Consider the following 14938-nt stretch of genomic DNA (forward strand, 5'->3'; position numbering starts at 1 on the left):
GTTGTATTCCTCCTTGGCAATTCCGTTAAAGCAAGCTTCCCAATGGACCGAGATCGATATTCAGGTCTTCTGCGTCCAAGCCGAAAACTTCTTTCAGCTCTTCCATCTTTTCTTCCAGATTCATCAGCGCTTCTCCGAGGTTCTCAATCTGTTCGTCTGTCAGAGTGCCGCCTTCAACACGGCGGATCGCATGGCGCTCGACAATCTGTCTGAGCAGTTCCACAACTGTCAGAACGAGCTGAGCAAGCCCGTGCTCTGCATTATCTGGATCTAAATTGATTTTACCGCTCGGATGATTGTCCAGTGGCATCACATAGCGCCTCCTTCTCCATGTCGAATTGCTCGGACGAAACGGTTTTACGTCCATTTTGCTGTGCTTGGACGAGTGACTCGACCGAGGAGATCAGCACACGCAAATCAAGGTAGACAAGATCAACGCCTGCTATCGAGATGACGAGATCCGCCTTGATTGCGACACCCTTGTCCAGAATGACATCCAGAATATCAATGAGCGCGATATCCTTGTTTTCTACTGTTTCTCTTAATGTCATTTTTCTCTTTCCTCATTTCACGAGATGCTGGAAAAATGGTACGCCGGCCAAGGGCCTGTCGCTTCAAGCTGCCACCCGGCCGCTTCCAGATCCTTCTGGCAATCTTCAATCTTTTGTAAGAAGCTTTCCACTTCACGTTTGCTTACAAGGTAGACGCTGTTCCATGTCATTGGATCAGGTCTTCCTGTCGCATCTTTGCTCCACGTTTTCTTCACATGACTGGTTAAAGCGAGATTGGAAAGCTGTTCATGGATTGTTTCGCCCATCTTGTCTTTCTCCTTCTCGATTTCTCCGTCCAGCCATTTATCAATTTTCTTATTCTCGAAAAACTGCCTTCCCTTTGGCAAAGTGCTAATGGCAGCCTTCTTTTCTTCCAATGCTGGATTGCTCGTACTGAATTGCTGCTTCAGTGCTGTATCATTGCAGTAGATTTTGAGGTTCCATTCCTCATTTCCTGCAATCTTTTCAAAAGCCGCCCGCAGTTTGTCTGAAGCCGGCTCAATAGAAGAAACTAAGCTGTCTTCACTTTTATAAAGGGTGCAGAACTTAAGCGGAATGACCGTAAAGCGCCTTGCAAGCTCAAGTACGGTTTCATGATGATGAAACGCCTTTTCCTGCAGCCATTCCATGTCATTGCTCGTTCTTTCCTTGATGACTTCTTCCGAGTATTCATTGCCATCGAGAGTGCAGACAATAGCAGCGGCATCTCCGATTGGGAAAGCGCGCAGATGTCCGTCACCGGAGAAATCCGCCATATCGCTGACAGAACCTGTCTCCATTTCACTCTTTGGCACAAGTCCGTATAGATAAATCAAGTCATTCATCGTATCAGATCCTTATCGTTTCTTCGTCAATTCTTCCCACTGATCAAGCTCCATCTGCTTGGCGATCTCATAGCGCACAATTAGTTCATTTTCTTTCGCTTCATATGCCTCTTCTGAAATATCACCGAGCTCATACATCATTTGCAGCTGAATCAGCTTTTGCTGAATTGTCGGCAGATCATATAGCTGTTTGTCCGCTTCTTCTTTTACCTTTTCACCAATTTTGATGACGAGGTTGATCGGTGCGGAAACGAGCTTGTGGATCATTGGGCTTCTTCAACTTTCAGCCTTATGTTGACAAAGTTGTAAGCTGCCCACGGACCGCTATAGTTGAATTCTGCCTTGTCCTTCCACTGTTCGTGAAGTTCATTCACTTTTTCATCAAAAGCAGCTTCCTTATCTCTATCCACGAGGAAAGCTGCGTTAAGGAGCATTTTCTCACCGATTGGATCATTCGCTCTCGAAGCTTCAGCAATTTCACCGAGTGGCTGGAAGATTTCCTGCTTTATATCCTTTTGCAAGGAGGACACAATTTTCTGAGCTGCTCCACCGAGCTGAATGCGTTCATAGTAGCTCGCAGCTTCGCTCTTCCCTTTTACAGCTTGAGCCATCTTCTCAATCTTCTCATTGCCTGAAACTTGCGATTCTAGCCAGTCTTTCTTGCCGACGACTTTCAGGCCGAGCTCCACTTTACCTTTGATTGCAGGGAAGAGTTCGCTGAATTGGGGATAGAGATTTTCCAAAAGAACTTCCGCATCCCCTTTTGAATGAAATACATTACCGAAGCTGACCGGAATCACGGTATCATTCTTCTTCATGACGAGTGATACGGCGTTCTGGTGCATCAGCAAGTTTTCTTTGCTTGGTCGATATATTTTCACGGGCGCATCTGCAGCAACGATTCCAGCGTCCCTATAATGGAGTGTATACAGCTTCCGCTCCTCTCCTTCGATCACAACGGAACCGAAATCCTGCTCTTCGTCATCTGTTTGGATGCCGCAGAATATATAGACTCCCATCTTCTCATCACTGCTCATCCTCATCACTCCTTTGTTCTTCCTTTTTCATATTCATACATGTATCTTCAATTAGCTGTCTTGCAGCTTGTAAAGGTTCATCCGCTTCAATGCACCGGCTCATCGGGTCTGTAAGAACATCGAGACAAAGTTGTTTAAAACGTTCATCCTCACCGTCGATTGCAATATCCTGTCTCGCTGCCAGCTTAGCAATCATCAGTCCTGAGCGGATGCTCGGTCCATTGCTTCCTTTGCACTGTTGACGCAAGGTCGCTGTAAGTTCTGCGATTGCGTTCGCATCCTCTTCAGCCAATGCCGGGACCTTCTCATTAATGATTGACGCCTCGCGCTCAACGTTACGATGACCGATGAAAATAGTCACAAGCCTATCAAGGAGAGCGTCCTGTGTTTTATATACACCGGCGTACTCTTCAGGATTGCTTGTAAAAATTACGGCAAACTCCGGATGGACTCGCACGAAAGGCTCTGTTTGCTTCGTTTCGTACAAAGGCAGGATTCCTTCTTCAAGTATTGAGAGAAAGATGTTATTCGTCTCTGCCCTTGACCGGGTAAACTCGTCATAAACGAGTGTATATCCGTGCTTAACAGCCTCTAGCAACCGACCATCACGCCAGTTTTGCGTCACATTCTCTTCGCGTTTGTAAACAGATCTGACATAGTTGTCTACGAGCTTCTTGCTCGTGTAGCCGGTGAAGTCACCAATCAGGTCCTTGTTGCCCATCTCATGATTACCATGGATCAGCATGACTGGTTTCTTTCTGCGCTTGGCAAGAGCAATCGCAAGAGATGTTTTTCCTACACCTGACGGGCCAGTGAAATGAATCGGATAGCCTGCTTTCATATATTCAAGGGATCGCTCCAGTAAATCTTCCATTTCCTCATCTTGTGAAACGCTGTCTGCGGCCTTCTTCAGTCCTTGTTTCAATATCGTCACGATTCCGCCTCCCGTGCCATTTCCTTATACTTCCTGACCGATGGCACTTCTGTAACGGATATCAGTTCTTCTATAAGATGCCACCTCTTTATTCTCATTGAGACGCACGGCATAAATGCCGAGCATCTCATCTTTGGCATACTTTTTCATATACTCTTTCTCTTCGATGACTTCGACCGTCAACACCCAGCCTCCGTTCTCCGCTTCTTCCACAGAAGTGATTTTGTGGACAGGTGCTACGAACTCATTGAAGAAATCTTTCGTATTACTTATGATTTCTCTGATTTCCATTGTTGCCTCCTGTCAACGAAAGACTGTCAGGTCTCCAATTTAGATACTGAAACCGGGCATTCTTTCATTCTGCTGTTGTGGTAGTCCGTCTTCTTCCACTTCATCACTCAACAAACCGACTGCCTCTGCATAGCGCAACCAAGTATCAACACTTGCAATAACTACACGAGCCTCAACGGTAAGAATTTCGATACCAACAACAGAAACCCTTACGAAGGCGTCGATGACAATCCCTTTATCAAGAATCCTATCGATTACCTCTGCCAAACTTGAACTGTCCGTACTCTTCTGAATAGCCATGTTTTGCATGCTCCTTTCAAATTTAATCAAGAACCCATCGTCTTAATGTCGTTTGAGGACTTGATGTCCTCGGCACCCTTGATCGATGAGGCACCTTTAATGTCTTTTGCTGATTTTATGTCCTGGACGCCTTTAATCCGGCGTTTCCTAGACTTTTTATCATCCTTTTGATTCGATGAAATCCGTTCCTGCAGGTCCTTCCCTGCTTCTTTTGCATTTCCGAGCTTTTCTTTAGCGGTCAGTAGGGCATCCTGTGCCTTTTCTTTTGCATCTTTTGCTTTATCGTGAAGTTTTTCTCCGGCTTCATCTGCTGCTTCGGTTGCCTTCTCGGCGAATTGCTCACCTTTGTTCCGAATGCCCTCGACCATTTTTTCCTTCGCTTTTTCTTTCACCTTGTCTTTTACAGGCTCTGGCGTATGTTCCCATACTTTCTTAGCTGCTTTACCAGCAGCTTTCTTTAGCTCTTTTTCCATCTGATCACCTCCTCAATTGAAGGCGGGATTCTACTTTGATGATGCAAGCTTATCTAGCATGGATTCAATGCGGTCGAGCCGATCATTCAAGGCTTCGTTCTCTTTCTTGATTTCTTCATACTTTCCAGAATCCACTTCATTCTGACCTTGGCCTGACTTGCCTTGGCCAAAATTGGCGAAACTGTTGCTCAGCTTATCGATATAGCCCGTAGCCATATGTTTGAAGCTCTCTTGAGCCTGTCCCGCTAGCAGTTCCTGTGCTGTCCTTCTGAATTCCTGCCCGGCAACACGAGCAAGTTCAGATTCACCAAGACTTGCAATGAACTTCTTGCCCAATTCCGGCTTTGCAAGCAGTCCCGCACCTGCACCGACAAGTCCTCCAACTAATGCCAGATTCATTGCGCTGCCATTGCCTTTGCTCTCATTATTGCTATTGTTTGCGCTTTGCTCACCGTTCTGCAGTCCGTCCGTGACGGAACTGTTTTGTGTTTGATCACTAGACTGTCCATCGTTCATGTTATTAGAATCATTTTGTTTGCTATTGTTCATAACGGTTCCATTCACCTCATTCTTTTTTTGACTACAGCGCTGATTTCGCATCCTTCGAAGATATTGTTGTAATACCGTCAAAACCGGTTTTAAAAACGAGGTTAATATTCCCAACCCCTCATAATCTGCAAATATTGCAGCTCTCGTAACAGTGAAACCCTTGCCAGTAGTGGAGTTAAAGGATGCACAAAAATTTGTATTAACGTTTCATTACATTTGTTTCAATTTAGTAACGGAGCAGGAGAACATAAAAAGACAGCCTCGCTCTAATGAGAAAGGCTGTCTGAGAGATATCAGTTCAACCCAGTTTTAACTATAAGAATGAAAAAGAGGCCGCCGTATTGGCGACCTCTATCCCTTATATAGCTAGATCCTTCTGAACTGCATCAGGATCCTGGTAAACTTTCTTATCCATTTTGCCCATGAATCGTGACGTCAACGTTCCAGAAAGGATGCTGTCGTTCACGTTAAGGGCTGTGCGCCCCATATCGATGAGCGGCTCGATTGAAATGAGCAATCCTGCAACAGCAATTGGAAGGCCCATGGATGAGAGAACGATGAGCGCTGCAAACGTTGCGCCCCCGCCTACTCCCGCAATACCGAATGAACTAATACCGATGATTACAACGAGCTTCGCAATGAAGCCGAATGTAAATGGATCGATTCCAACAGTCGGTGCAACCATGATGGCAAGCATCGCCGGATAAATTGCAGCACAGCCGTTTTGGCCGATTGTTGCACCGAACGATGCAGACATATTCGCAATTCCTTGGTCAACACCGAGTGAGTCTTTTTGCATTTTCGCATTTAGCGGAATTGTACCGGCACTGGACCTTGAAGTGAAGGCAAATGTAAGTACAGGAAGTACCTTCTTCAAGTAAATGCCGGGATTCAGTCCGAAAATCGTAAGCAGGACAAGGTGAATCACGAACATTGTGATCAATGCCGCGTATGAAGCGAGCACAAATTTACCTAATTCAAGAACACCATCGACATCTGTCGTTGCTACCATTGTTGCAATCAAGGCGAGGATGCCATACGGTGTTAGTCGCAAAATTAGCGTAACGATGCGCATAATGACCGCGTAGATCGCATTGATGATATCTGTGAAACGGGCTGCTTGTTCTGGATTTTTCCTACGCAGGCCTAGTACTGCAATACCAACGAACATGGAGAAGATAACGATCGCAATAACCGAAGTCGGGCGTTCACCAGTCATGTCCTGGAAGACATTCGACGGAATAAAGTCGACGATTTTCTGTGGTGTTGTCAAATCCTTAATTTCATTAAACTTGCCTTGAAGCTCCACTGCACGGGCGTTCTCTGCCTGACCAGCTTGAATTTGATCAGCATTCAGATGGAACAATCCAGCAGAAGTGATACCAATCAGTGCAGCAACCATTGCAGTCGCAACAAGAATACCGATAATCCATGCTGCCATCTTTCCAAGCTGATTAGACTTTTCAAGATTAATGATGGATTGGATAATAGAAACCATAACAAGTGGTACAACAATCATCATTAGTAGCTTTACATAGCCGCTACCGGCAATTCCATACCAGTCTGTCGTTGTCGCGACAACTTTTGAATTAGCGCCATATATAATTTGAAGAAACGCGCCGAGTACGATACCAAGCCCGAGCGCAGTGAAAACGCGCTTGCCGAACGAAACATGCTTGCGCTGCATTTGAACAATGATGGCAGTAAACAATAGAAAAACAATAATGTTAATCAATACAAACCAAACATTCATCTGCTTACCTCCTGGTGTTTGATTATTCTCAATAACTGAGTAAAATAATTGGATTAGTTAATATTAATGCTCAACTTACATTTCGTCAACTGTTCGGCTCGCCCAAAAAGACCACCGCACTAAGGACGGTGGTCTTCAACAATATATTATTACAAATGTGTTTAACACCAACAAATGGAATTATGCTGATTTTCTCCGTTATTCAGTTGCTAATAATTTTATTGTGCTGACTTTCTACATTATTCAGTATGGCAGGGCTAGAATTCAGCCAATTCCCTCTTGAATTCAGCATCTTAATAGAAGCACACTTCAGATTACGTGCCGCAATATGTCGTATATGGCGCTGCAGAAGCCGGGACTTTCTGATATTCAGCCTGATCTTCAGAGTATGCAAACGGCTTGGCGAGCACAACGAGCAACTCTTCCATGACACTCAAGTCACCCTTTTCCGCAGCGTCAAGAGCTGCTTCAACACGATGATTGCGCGGGATGACAGCTGGATTGCAAGATTTCATTCTCTCCAATGCAGCTTTGTCCGACTCGGGCTGTCGTCCAAGTCGCTCTTGCCAGCGCTTGTGCCATTCTTTGAATTCGGCTGTAGCAAAAAGAACCATTCCTTCAAGGCAGCCTGTAGTCAAAGCGACGAAGGTATTCGTATAGTCCGCACGGTATTTTTTCATGATTTCCAACAGGTCATCAATAAGTGTCTCATCTTCCTTTTCCTCATTGAAGAATCCAAGTTTCTTCCGCATGCCTTCTAGCCAGTATGTGTAGAACCGTTCAGGGTATGTGCCGATTGCTTCTTCAGCAAGCTTGACGCCTTGCTTCTCATCATCGGCAAGAAGCGGCACAAGCGTCTCAGCAAAGCGAGCGAGATTCCAATTGCCGATTGGCGGCTGATTGCCATATGCGTAACGACCAACTCGGTCAATCGAACTGAATACAGTCGCCGGATCGTATACATCCATAAAAGCACACGGGCCATAGTCAATTGTTTCGCCACTGACTGTCACATTGTCTGTATTCTGAACACCATGAATGAAGCCGATATGCTGCCAGCTTGCTATAAGTTTCGCCTGACGGTCAATCATTGCTTTAAGAAATGCAAAATAAGGATTCTCATCTTCTTTTGCATCTGGATAATGTCGCTCAATAGTATAATCGGCAAGTGCCCTCAGTTCGTCAACTTCACAGAAAGCTGCTGCATATTGGAACGTTCCGACCCGTAAATGGCTCGCAGCTACACGTGTAAGGATTGCACCAGGCAAGTCAACTCCACGGAAAGTTGGCTGCCCTGTCGAAACAACTGCAAGACTGCGAGTCGTTGGGATGCCGAGTGCGTACATCGCCTCGCTGATAATATACTCGCGTAACATCGGTCCTAGCGCTGCCCGGCCATCTCCACCTCGGGAGTACGGTGTTTTGCCCGGACCTTTCAGCTGGATATCGAAACGCTCGCCCTCGGGCGTAATTTGTTCTCCAAGCAAGATAGCCCGACCATCACCCAGTTTGTTAAATCCACCGAACTGGTGTCCCGCATAAGCTTGGGCAATCGGTTCAGCTCCTTCCGGAAGAGCATTTCCTGCTAATATGTCCGTTCCATTTTTTGTATTTAATAATGCCGCATCTAGACCAAGCTCCTGCGCCAGCTGTACATTCAGCTTGACCACTTCAGGTTTCTTTACCGGTGTCGGTTCACAAGGCTTAAAAAATGTTTCCGGCAGGCGTGCATAGCTGTTATCAAAATTCCATCCTGTCTCGTTGCCCATCATCCGTCCTCCTTGATTCATCATAGTTCCTTCTTCCAGTATAGCTTGTACGTCATGTATATTTCCAATTCGGGAACGCCCAATTCAAGACAAGCACATAAAGAATATATTGCATGAGAGAGATGAAGGAGGATAAACAATGGTTCAGCTAAAAGCAGTACAAGGCGTAATAGCAGAAATAGAGAAGTACCGCGAAGACGATAATTGCACCCTCGTTTTCAACATTGTCAGCCATTCAGGGTTCAATGAGATTACGCGTTTTGTCATTACACCAGACACATATGCAATTGATCAGGAGACACTTAAAGTCGGCGACTCTGTAACAGCGTGGTACGATGCGAACAGACCGGTCATTCTGATCTATCCGCCGCAATATGAAGCTGTGGCAATTGGAAGAAATCATCCCGGCCTTATGCTGAAGGGTGACTTTTTCAACAGCCAGCTCATCAGCTCTGACGGCATGCTGCAGCTCATTCCAGCACCTGAAACAGTAATCACCCAAACAAATGGACAAATTTACCCCGGGAATCCGGCGAATCATAATCTAATCGTTATATATGGCCCTTCAACTAAGAGCATTCCAGCACAGACAACGCCACAACGGATTATCGTCTTCTGCAAACAGATGTAATACTGTACCCTTTTGTCCCCCTGTATATTTCATACAGGGGATACAAACCGTCACATTCGAGAAAGTATCCACCAAACAGGCAATATTGGCAAAATTGGAACTTGAGCAGATTACTTGGTTTTGAATTGACGGTGTATTTTACCCCATGCTAAATTTGGTTATGATAACACATAATACTAGTAGTGAGGCAATGCGCACATACTTATCAAATAAAACTGCGCTTCCGCACTATCTTACATACGTACGTACAAAAAGCACACAATATCGTACACATTCGACAAACACTCGTACATCGCATCGCTCAAGACCTGACCGGCAGCTAGTTCAAATTTCGGCTAAGTAATAGGGCAATGCTTTATCAGGAGGTTCATGCAGCATGAAAAATATCATCGTTATTGCCGGCTCATTCATCATTGCCTTCAGTTTCAACTTCTTCCTTATACCTTATGGCATTTTGAGCAGCGGACTGAGCGGCATTGCCATTCTGATTGGGCTTGTTACACCGCTTTCTGTCGGTCTAATGAACTTCCTGCTCAACCTGCCGATCCTCATACTCGGCTTTTATAAACTGGGCAAAGTCATAACAACAAACACACTCATCTGTGTTATTTCCCTTTCCGCCTTCCTGTACATACTGCCCGTCGTTAAAATTACAGATAATATGCTGCTTTCCACTATATTTGGTGGCATTATCGGTGGTATTGGCATCGGCATGATCTTGAAATATTCAGGTACATCCGGAGGCCTTGATATTATAGCGATCATCCTGTCGCGAACGACGAACTTCAGCGTAGGTCTGCTCCTCACCGCCATGAACGGGATTATCGTTCTCATTTCTGGAGCGGCGTTTAATTGGAATATCGCTTTATATACTTTGCTCTCCATCTACTTGACCGGAAAAGTGGTGGATACGATTCACACAGATCATATCAAGCTGACAATGCAGATTGTAACAACGGAAGGAGACACGATTCGCGAGGAACTGCTTGATACGATTTATCGCGGCATTACAGTAATGGAAGGGTTCGGTGGTTATACAGGCGAACCGAAGCAGGTGCTCATGATGGTTGTAACTCGTTATGAGACGATGGAAATTCGGGAAATCGTCCGCAAGCACGACAAGAAAGCCTTCATTAATATTTACGAAACCGTCGAAGTTGATGGTGAATTTGCGAAAAACTAGAAAAAGACTGACAGGTGGAGAGTCTCTCCTTACATCCTGTCAGTCTTTTTCTGTATTGGATCCCTCTTTCTCCAATATCGGTGGATTCCAGACACGGTTTCTTCCTGCACGTTTCGCTTGATAGAGACATTCATCAGCTTGCCTAAGCAGAGATTCTGGATCCAAGACTGTTTCTGGATAGCTCGCAGTGCCCACAGATATGGTAATGCGAATTTCGCTGCCATTGTCGATCGGGAACAAATGACTCTCAACCACTTTGCGAATTTGCTCTCCTGTTCGGATTGCCTGCATATTGGTGCAATCAGGCATGATAATGGAAAATTCCTCTCCTCCATTTCGTGAAACAATGTCAAATGGTCGTGAGTGCTTCTTCAGCAATTTCCCGATCTCCGCAAGTACTAGATCTCCTGTGGCATGTCCGTATGTGTCATTTACCTCTTTAAAAAAATCAACATCTATTGCCAGCAGAGACAAACTCTCCTTGCGGCTTAAGGCCCTCTGCATTGTATGATTCCATATAATATCGAACTGGCGCACATTGTTTAGTCCTGTTAGAAAATCCGTCGTCGCCTCTGATTCATATTTTACAAGCAGATCATGTGAACGTCTTACATACAAAACAAACACAATCGAGATGAGAGCACAAAATGTAGAAAGCGTCCAATATACAGTAAGCATCTTTGTAAGCAATACTGGATCCTTCATTGCGATGCAAAGAACGATTGAAAAAGCAATGTTGGAATAGATGATCAGAAATAGCCCCTTCCAAACAATGCCAACTTTCTGTAACACCTTCATTTTGTTCATTAAAGCAAAACCGATCAGCATCGTTGCAACTATTGGGATACCTGCATAGGCGCTAAATCCGATTCCGAGTGTAAGCCTCGCTAAGATGATGATTGAGGAACTGATGGCAGCTGCCCGCATCCCGCCAAACAACATGACAAGAACAATAACTGCGTAGCGAAGGTCGAGGATAATATAGCTGTTTATTCGAATTGAATAGTACATGAGTATGATTCCTAGGATTCCGCCCGCAACTCCATCTATCATATAGCGATTCTTCCTCGCCCTCCTCTCCACCCATTTCCAGCGGGCCTGCAAATAGACGAACGACAGAAGAAGAATGATGCACATATTGCTGAACAAATTACGGAAGATTAATCCCCAGCTTGTATCAACTATTAATTCCCAAGAGAATAAAGGCATGGGCCGTACCCCCTTATGAAAAAGCACCTTCCTCTATATCTTATCCTCACCTTCAGGAAATAGTTCAAAAATACTACATATTAAAAGCAATAAAGCCCATTCTGGAAGTGAATGGGCATTTGATCAACTAAACTGTTTTGTATTGTTATTCCGATTGAATTTATAAGCGGCAATCATGAAGAATGTAAGTGCAAACGCAAACAGAATGAGGAAGTTCATGTACAAGTCGGCAGTATTGCTCCCATCATACATTGCCGTCAATGTTTTCAGAGCCCATCTCTGAGGCAGGAAATCAGCAAGGCGCTGGGCGATCTGCGGCATGATTTCCACGGGCCAGAAGCTCCCCGAAAGCAATGTAGTCGGAATGATAATCAAGTTGATCAACGCACCTGCTGAGCTCCGACTGCCAGCAAATGCAACGATAACGAGGGAAAGCCCAACAGAAACTAAGGAGAAGACAGCAAGTACTGCTGCAATGTCCAAAAAAGGAATCCCAATATCAATTTTAAACAATAACCACAGGACTGTAAGCGTAAGCAACCCTTGAATCAACATGACGACCAAGTTCATCAGCACATTGGACAGCATATAATCTTTTGCTGAAATCGGAGTGGAAAGCAGGCGATAATATGTCCAGTCTGCCTTTTCCTTCATTATGATTTCGGACAGATTGGCCGCAGAGAGCAGCATAACCATAAGCAGAAAACCGATTGCTGTATATGTTGTTGCAAAGCTTTTCCTCGAATTGTTCTCAATGTCTGCTTTCACGGGGAAATCTGTTTCCTCGTAATCTGCCAATAGCTTGCCAAACATAGCCTGATTACCTTTAGCGGCTTGCCCCAGTTTGGACATCTGATCAATATAGCTGTACAAATATTGCTTCATGAAAGCTGTAACACTTTCCCCTTTAATTGACTGTACGTTCACTTGAGCTGGTGCACCTGCCAATACACTCGCACTGAACCCTTCCCCCATAGTGACTGCCACGTCGATTTCCTCAGCGGCAAGCATCTGCTTTATTTCCTCACTTTTGACGTTTTTCACTTTAAAGGAATCGAGATGCTTTAAATACTGAATAGTACTTTTCGCCACTTGCTGGTGGTCTAGATCGACGACTCCAACATTGATTGTCTCTTCATTTGTCTGTCCATAAGCAATAAAAGCAATCAAAATACCTGTCAGCGGCAGCAGGAGATACGTAATGATATTTTTTGGCTTAGCGAAGACAGACTTGAAAGTTTTGAGCATGAGCCAGGCAACTTGTTTCATTTATAGCCCCTCCCTTCTGCGTAATGTGACGAGACTGACTAGCAGGAACAAGAGCGCGACACCTATATTCATCGCCATGACCTTTACTATGAAAATCTGGTCGCCTGTATAAATAAGACGCATGATGCCTTCGTTTTCCCAAGTTAGAGGAGACAGATTCACAAGTGTCTTCAGTAATCCTTCCGGGTGATCAATCTTGAAATAGGCACCGCCGAAAAACGAAGCGATCTGGACAATCACCATAATGATCATTCTGGAAGCTGCCGGTGTTCTCGCGATCAGGCTAAGTCCAAGTCCAAGACTGACTGCTGCGATAACTTCAGTAAGCAGCAGTGTACCCGATAAGAACCATTGTCCAGGAGTCGTCCCCCATTCAACTTTCAGAACAAAATAGCTGAACGCAACAACAGCTGCGATGAAGAAGGCATTGATACAAATGCTCCCTGCTACTTTTCCGACAAAAATCTCAAGCTTGCGAACAGGTGCAACAATCAAACGTTCAGCAGTGTGTGCTTCTCTCTCACTTGAGACTAAATGACTTGCGGCAATTGCACTGTACAATGTAATCATCGTTGTCATGACAATTGCATAATAGTCCATGGAGCTCGGCTGTTTATTCCGAGCAATGGAGCCTTCTTGAATGTAATCAGAGCGGCTTGGCTGAGCGAGTATTTCTGATGCTTTACTAGGATTGGATTGAATGATGACTCTTCCAGTCTTGTAATAGCCTGCGAACGTTTGCAGCATTCCTTCAATGACATTTGCTTCAATGCTATCTGGACGACTGGCATGATAGGAAATGCCGTTTTTGTTGAGTACAAGATAAGCATCTACTTTTCCAGCTTTAACTTTATTTCGTGCCTTTTCAATATTCTGAATCTCTTTGAAATGAATATCCGATTCCTCTGCCTTCACGGCAAAAGCTTTAAAAGCGACTCCAAGCTCATTACGTGTATTGTCCTTGTAGAGAACATTCATTTCGCCAAGCTCTATCTCATTGTTGAACACATTGCTCAGTGCACTCCCGAGTATGACCATAAGCACAATCGGGAAGGCAAGCATGAATAGAAAGCTGCGGATGTCACGGACATCATGCTTGATCTGCTTCCAGGCAATACTTAATATTTTCATTTGCCTAGCACTCCCCTTCCTTAATGTGCATCACGCAGACTCCGCCCTGTCAATGTAAGAAAAACCGTCTCAAGATTCGGTTCCTTTTCATCTAGTGAGCGTATTTCCAGACCATTGCTAATAAAATAAGCGATAATGCGATTCAAGTTATTGGCTCCCAGCTCAGTCTGCACTTGAACTTCATCCCCAACTACCTGAACAGAAAGTACTCCAGGAATCTCTTTGATGATCTCAACGTCCACTTCTACAGCGGACTTCGTATCAATGTTGACGACTTTATGATCGGTAATGAGCGACTTCAGTTCATCCTTCGTACCCTCTACGATAATCTGACCATGATCAATAATGGCGATTCGGGAGCAGATTTCCTCGACTTCCTCCATATAATGGCTTGTGTATATGATTGTACAACCCATCTCATTCAGCTTCCGTACAGACTCCAGAATATACTTCCGCGATTGGGGGTCAATACCGACAGTCGGTTCATCCATGATGATCAGCTTTGGTTTATGTGCAATTGCGCAGGCGATGTTCAGACGCCTCTTCATCCCTCCCGAAAATTTCTTCGGAAACACTTTCTGCTTCTCTGTTAAATCAACGAATTCCAGCGCCTCCATCGTCCGTTCATGAAGCTCTTTTCCACGAAATCCATAGAGTCCAGCGAAGAACTTAACATTTTCATAAGCTGTCAGATCTTCGTAAATAGCAATGTCCTGAGGGACGAAGCCGATGTTCCGCTTAATGAACATGCGGTTCTTGGAAATATCTTTGCCGAGCACTTTGATCGTCCCGCTATTTGGACGAAGCAAACCGGTCACCATTTCTATCGTCGTACTCTTGCCTGCTCCATTAGATCCGAGGAAACCAAAAATCTCTCCTTCTTCCACTTTGAGTGACATCTGATCTACGGCAACGACATCACCGAAACGCTTTGTCAGTTTTTCAATCTCAAGAATATGCATGCCAGCACTCCTTTGTTTGGTCTGCTTCAATTATATAAAAAAGGAATGCACTGATTTAAGTGCATTCCTTCA

The 14938-nt window shown here is 44.7% G+C and carries 18 protein-coding genes; 2 read left to right on the top strand and 16 right to left on the bottom strand.

Annotated features, from left to right (window positions below; genetic code table 11):
* Positions 1–25 precede the first annotated feature (25 nt).
* The 12 genes from QR721_RS13015 to QR721_RS13070 form a co-directional block, all read right to left on the bottom strand.
* Entirely contained in the window at positions 26–310 is a 285-nt protein-coding gene (locus QR721_RS13015) for a gas vesicle protein K (RefSeq protein WP_348027677.1), read from the bottom strand.
* Positions 282–551: a gas vesicle protein gene (locus QR721_RS13020; RefSeq protein WP_348027678.1), complete on the bottom strand. Its 270-nt coding sequence runs from the start codon at positions 549–551 to the stop codon at positions 282–284. The genes QR721_RS13015 and QR721_RS13020 overlap by 29 nt, the downstream gene beginning before the upstream one ends.
* 17 nt (positions 552–568) lie before the next feature.
* Complete coding sequence (locus tag QR721_RS13025) at positions 569–1375, bottom strand: GvpL/GvpF family gas vesicle protein (protein WP_348027680.1); 807 nt, start codon at positions 1373–1375, stop codon at positions 569–571.
* A gap of 12 nt (positions 1376–1387) precedes the next feature.
* Positions 1388–1642, bottom strand: a complete 255-nt coding sequence (locus QR721_RS13030) for a gas vesicle protein GvpG (RefSeq protein WP_348027682.1) — start codon at positions 1640–1642, stop codon at positions 1388–1390.
* Complete coding sequence (locus QR721_RS13035; protein WP_348027684.1) at positions 1639–2412, bottom strand: GvpL/GvpF family gas vesicle protein; 774 nt, start codon at positions 2410–2412, stop codon at positions 1639–1641. Before QR721_RS13035 ends, QR721_RS13030 begins: the two co-directional genes overlap by 4 nt.
* A complete protein-coding gene (gvpN, locus tag QR721_RS13040; protein WP_348027686.1) occupies positions 2402–3346 on the bottom strand; it encodes a gas vesicle protein GvpN in 945 nt (314 codons plus the stop codon). Before gvpN ends, QR721_RS13035 begins: the two co-directional genes overlap by 11 nt.
* Before the next feature lie 24 nt (positions 3347–3370).
* A complete protein-coding gene (gvpO, locus tag QR721_RS13045) occupies positions 3371–3637 on the bottom strand; it encodes a gas vesicle protein GvpO (protein ID WP_348027688.1) in 267 nt (88 codons plus the stop codon).
* 39 nt (positions 3638–3676) lie between these two features.
* On the bottom strand, positions 3677–3937 hold the full coding sequence (gvpJ, locus tag QR721_RS13050) for a gas vesicle protein GvpJ (protein ID WP_348027690.1): 261 nt from the start codon (positions 3935–3937) through the stop codon (positions 3677–3679).
* A gap of 26 nt (positions 3938–3963) precedes the next feature.
* Entirely contained in the window at positions 3964–4410 is a 447-nt protein-coding gene (gene gvpQ / locus QR721_RS13055) for a gas vesicle protein GvpQ (RefSeq protein ID WP_348027692.1), read from the bottom strand.
* Between the two features lie 30 nt (positions 4411–4440).
* Positions 4441–4959: a GvpT/GvpP family gas vesicle accessory protein gene (gene gvpT / locus QR721_RS13060; RefSeq protein ID WP_348027694.1), complete on the bottom strand. Its 519-nt coding sequence runs from the start codon at positions 4957–4959 to the stop codon at positions 4441–4443.
* A gap of 358 nt (positions 4960–5317) precedes the next feature.
* Positions 5318–6712, bottom strand: a complete 1395-nt coding sequence (locus QR721_RS13065) for an L-cystine transporter (RefSeq protein WP_348027696.1) — start codon at positions 6710–6712, stop codon at positions 5318–5320.
* 314 nt (positions 6713–7026) lie between these two features.
* Positions 7027–8481 (bottom strand): protein adenylyltransferase SelO, encoded by a 1455-nt coding sequence (locus QR721_RS13070; RefSeq protein ID WP_348027698.1) that lies wholly within the window; start codon positions 8479–8481, stop codon positions 7027–7029.
* A gap of 139 nt (positions 8482–8620) precedes the next feature.
* Between QR721_RS13070 and QR721_RS13075 the strand changes: the two genes are divergently transcribed.
* Positions 8621–9112, top strand: a complete 492-nt coding sequence (locus QR721_RS13075) for a hypothetical protein (protein WP_348027700.1) — start codon at positions 8621–8623, stop codon at positions 9110–9112.
* Positions 9113–9488: 376 nt separating this feature from the next.
* Positions 9489–10295: a YitT family protein gene (locus QR721_RS13080; RefSeq protein WP_348027702.1), complete on the top strand. Its 807-nt coding sequence runs from the start codon at positions 9489–9491 to the stop codon at positions 10293–10295.
* 39 nt (positions 10296–10334) lie between these two features.
* On the opposite strand, the gene QR721_RS13085 is transcribed toward QR721_RS13080, so the two are convergent.
* The 4 genes from QR721_RS13085 to QR721_RS13100 all read right to left on the bottom strand — a co-directional run bounded on the left by QR721_RS13085 (position 10335) and on the right by QR721_RS13100 (position 14866).
* Positions 10335–11504: a diguanylate cyclase gene (locus QR721_RS13085; RefSeq protein WP_348027704.1), complete on the bottom strand. Its 1170-nt coding sequence runs from the start codon at positions 11502–11504 to the stop codon at positions 10335–10337.
* Between the two features lie 123 nt (positions 11505–11627).
* The gene (locus QR721_RS13090; protein WP_348027706.1) at positions 11628–12773 is read right to left on the bottom strand and encodes an ABC transporter permease; all 1146 of its coding nucleotides are present in this window, start codon (positions 12771–12773) and stop codon (positions 11628–11630) included.
* Positions 12774–13904 (bottom strand): ABC transporter permease, encoded by a 1131-nt coding sequence (locus QR721_RS13095; protein WP_348027708.1) that lies wholly within the window; start codon positions 13902–13904, stop codon positions 12774–12776.
* A gap of 20 nt (positions 13905–13924) precedes the next feature.
* Positions 13925–14866 (bottom strand): ABC transporter ATP-binding protein, encoded by a 942-nt coding sequence (locus QR721_RS13100; RefSeq protein WP_348027710.1) that lies wholly within the window; start codon positions 14864–14866, stop codon positions 13925–13927.
* Between the last annotated feature and the right edge of the window lie 72 nt (positions 14867–14938).

Source organism: Aciduricibacillus chroicocephali (assembly GCF_030762805.1).
Classification (GTDB): Bacteria; Bacillota; Bacilli; order Bacillales; family Amphibacillaceae; genus Aciduricibacillus; species Aciduricibacillus chroicocephali.

Excerpts from the sequence above, each read along its gene's own strand:
- QR721_RS13015 (WP_348027677.1), bottom strand. The coding sequence starts at position 310 with ATGCCACTGGACAATCATCCGAGCGGTAAAATCAATTTAGATCCAGAT.
- QR721_RS13020 (WP_348027678.1), bottom strand. The coding sequence starts at position 551 with ATGACATTAAGAGAAACAGTAGAAAACAAGGATATCGCGCTCATTGAT.
- QR721_RS13025 (WP_348027680.1), bottom strand. The coding sequence starts at position 1,375 with ATGAATGACTTGATTTATCTATACGGACTTGTGCCAAAGAGTGAAATG.
- QR721_RS13030 (WP_348027682.1), bottom strand. The coding sequence starts at position 1,642 with ATGATCCACAAGCTCGTTTCCGCACCGATCAACCTCGTCATCAAAATT.
- QR721_RS13035 (WP_348027684.1), bottom strand. The coding sequence starts at position 2,412 with ATGAGCAGTGATGAGAAGATGGGAGTCTATATATTCTGCGGCATCCAA.
- gvpO (WP_348027688.1), bottom strand. The coding sequence starts at position 3,637 with ATGGAAATCAGAGAAATCATAAGTAATACGAAAGATTTCTTCAATGAG.
- gvpJ (WP_348027690.1), bottom strand. The coding sequence starts at position 3,937 with ATGGCTATTCAGAAGAGTACGGACAGTTCAAGTTTGGCAGAGGTAATC.
- gvpQ (WP_348027692.1), bottom strand. The coding sequence starts at position 4,410 with ATGGAAAAAGAGCTAAAGAAAGCTGCTGGTAAAGCAGCTAAGAAAGTA.
- gvpT (WP_348027694.1), bottom strand. The coding sequence starts at position 4,959 with ATGAACAATAGCAAACAAAATGATTCTAATAACATGAACGATGGACAG.
- QR721_RS13065 (WP_348027696.1), bottom strand. The coding sequence starts at position 6,712 with ATGAATGTTTGGTTTGTATTGATTAACATTATTGTTTTTCTATTGTTT.
- QR721_RS13070 (WP_348027698.1), bottom strand. The coding sequence starts at position 8,481 with ATGGGCAACGAGACAGGATGGAATTTTGATAACAGCTATGCACGCCTG.
- QR721_RS13075 (WP_348027700.1), top strand. The coding sequence starts at position 8,621 with ATGGTTCAGCTAAAAGCAGTACAAGGCGTAATAGCAGAAATAGAGAAG.
- QR721_RS13080 (WP_348027702.1), top strand. The coding sequence starts at position 9,489 with ATGAAAAATATCATCGTTATTGCCGGCTCATTCATCATTGCCTTCAGT.
- QR721_RS13085 (WP_348027704.1), bottom strand. The coding sequence starts at position 11,504 with ATGCCTTTATTCTCTTGGGAATTAATAGTTGATACAAGCTGGGGATTA.
- QR721_RS13090 (WP_348027706.1), bottom strand. The coding sequence starts at position 12,773 with ATGAAACAAGTTGCCTGGCTCATGCTCAAAACTTTCAAGTCTGTCTTC.
- QR721_RS13095 (WP_348027708.1), bottom strand. The coding sequence starts at position 13,904 with ATGAAAATATTAAGTATTGCCTGGAAGCAGATCAAGCATGATGTCCGT.
- QR721_RS13100 (WP_348027710.1), bottom strand. The coding sequence starts at position 14,866 with ATGCATATTCTTGAGATTGAAAAACTGACAAAGCGTTTCGGTGATGTC.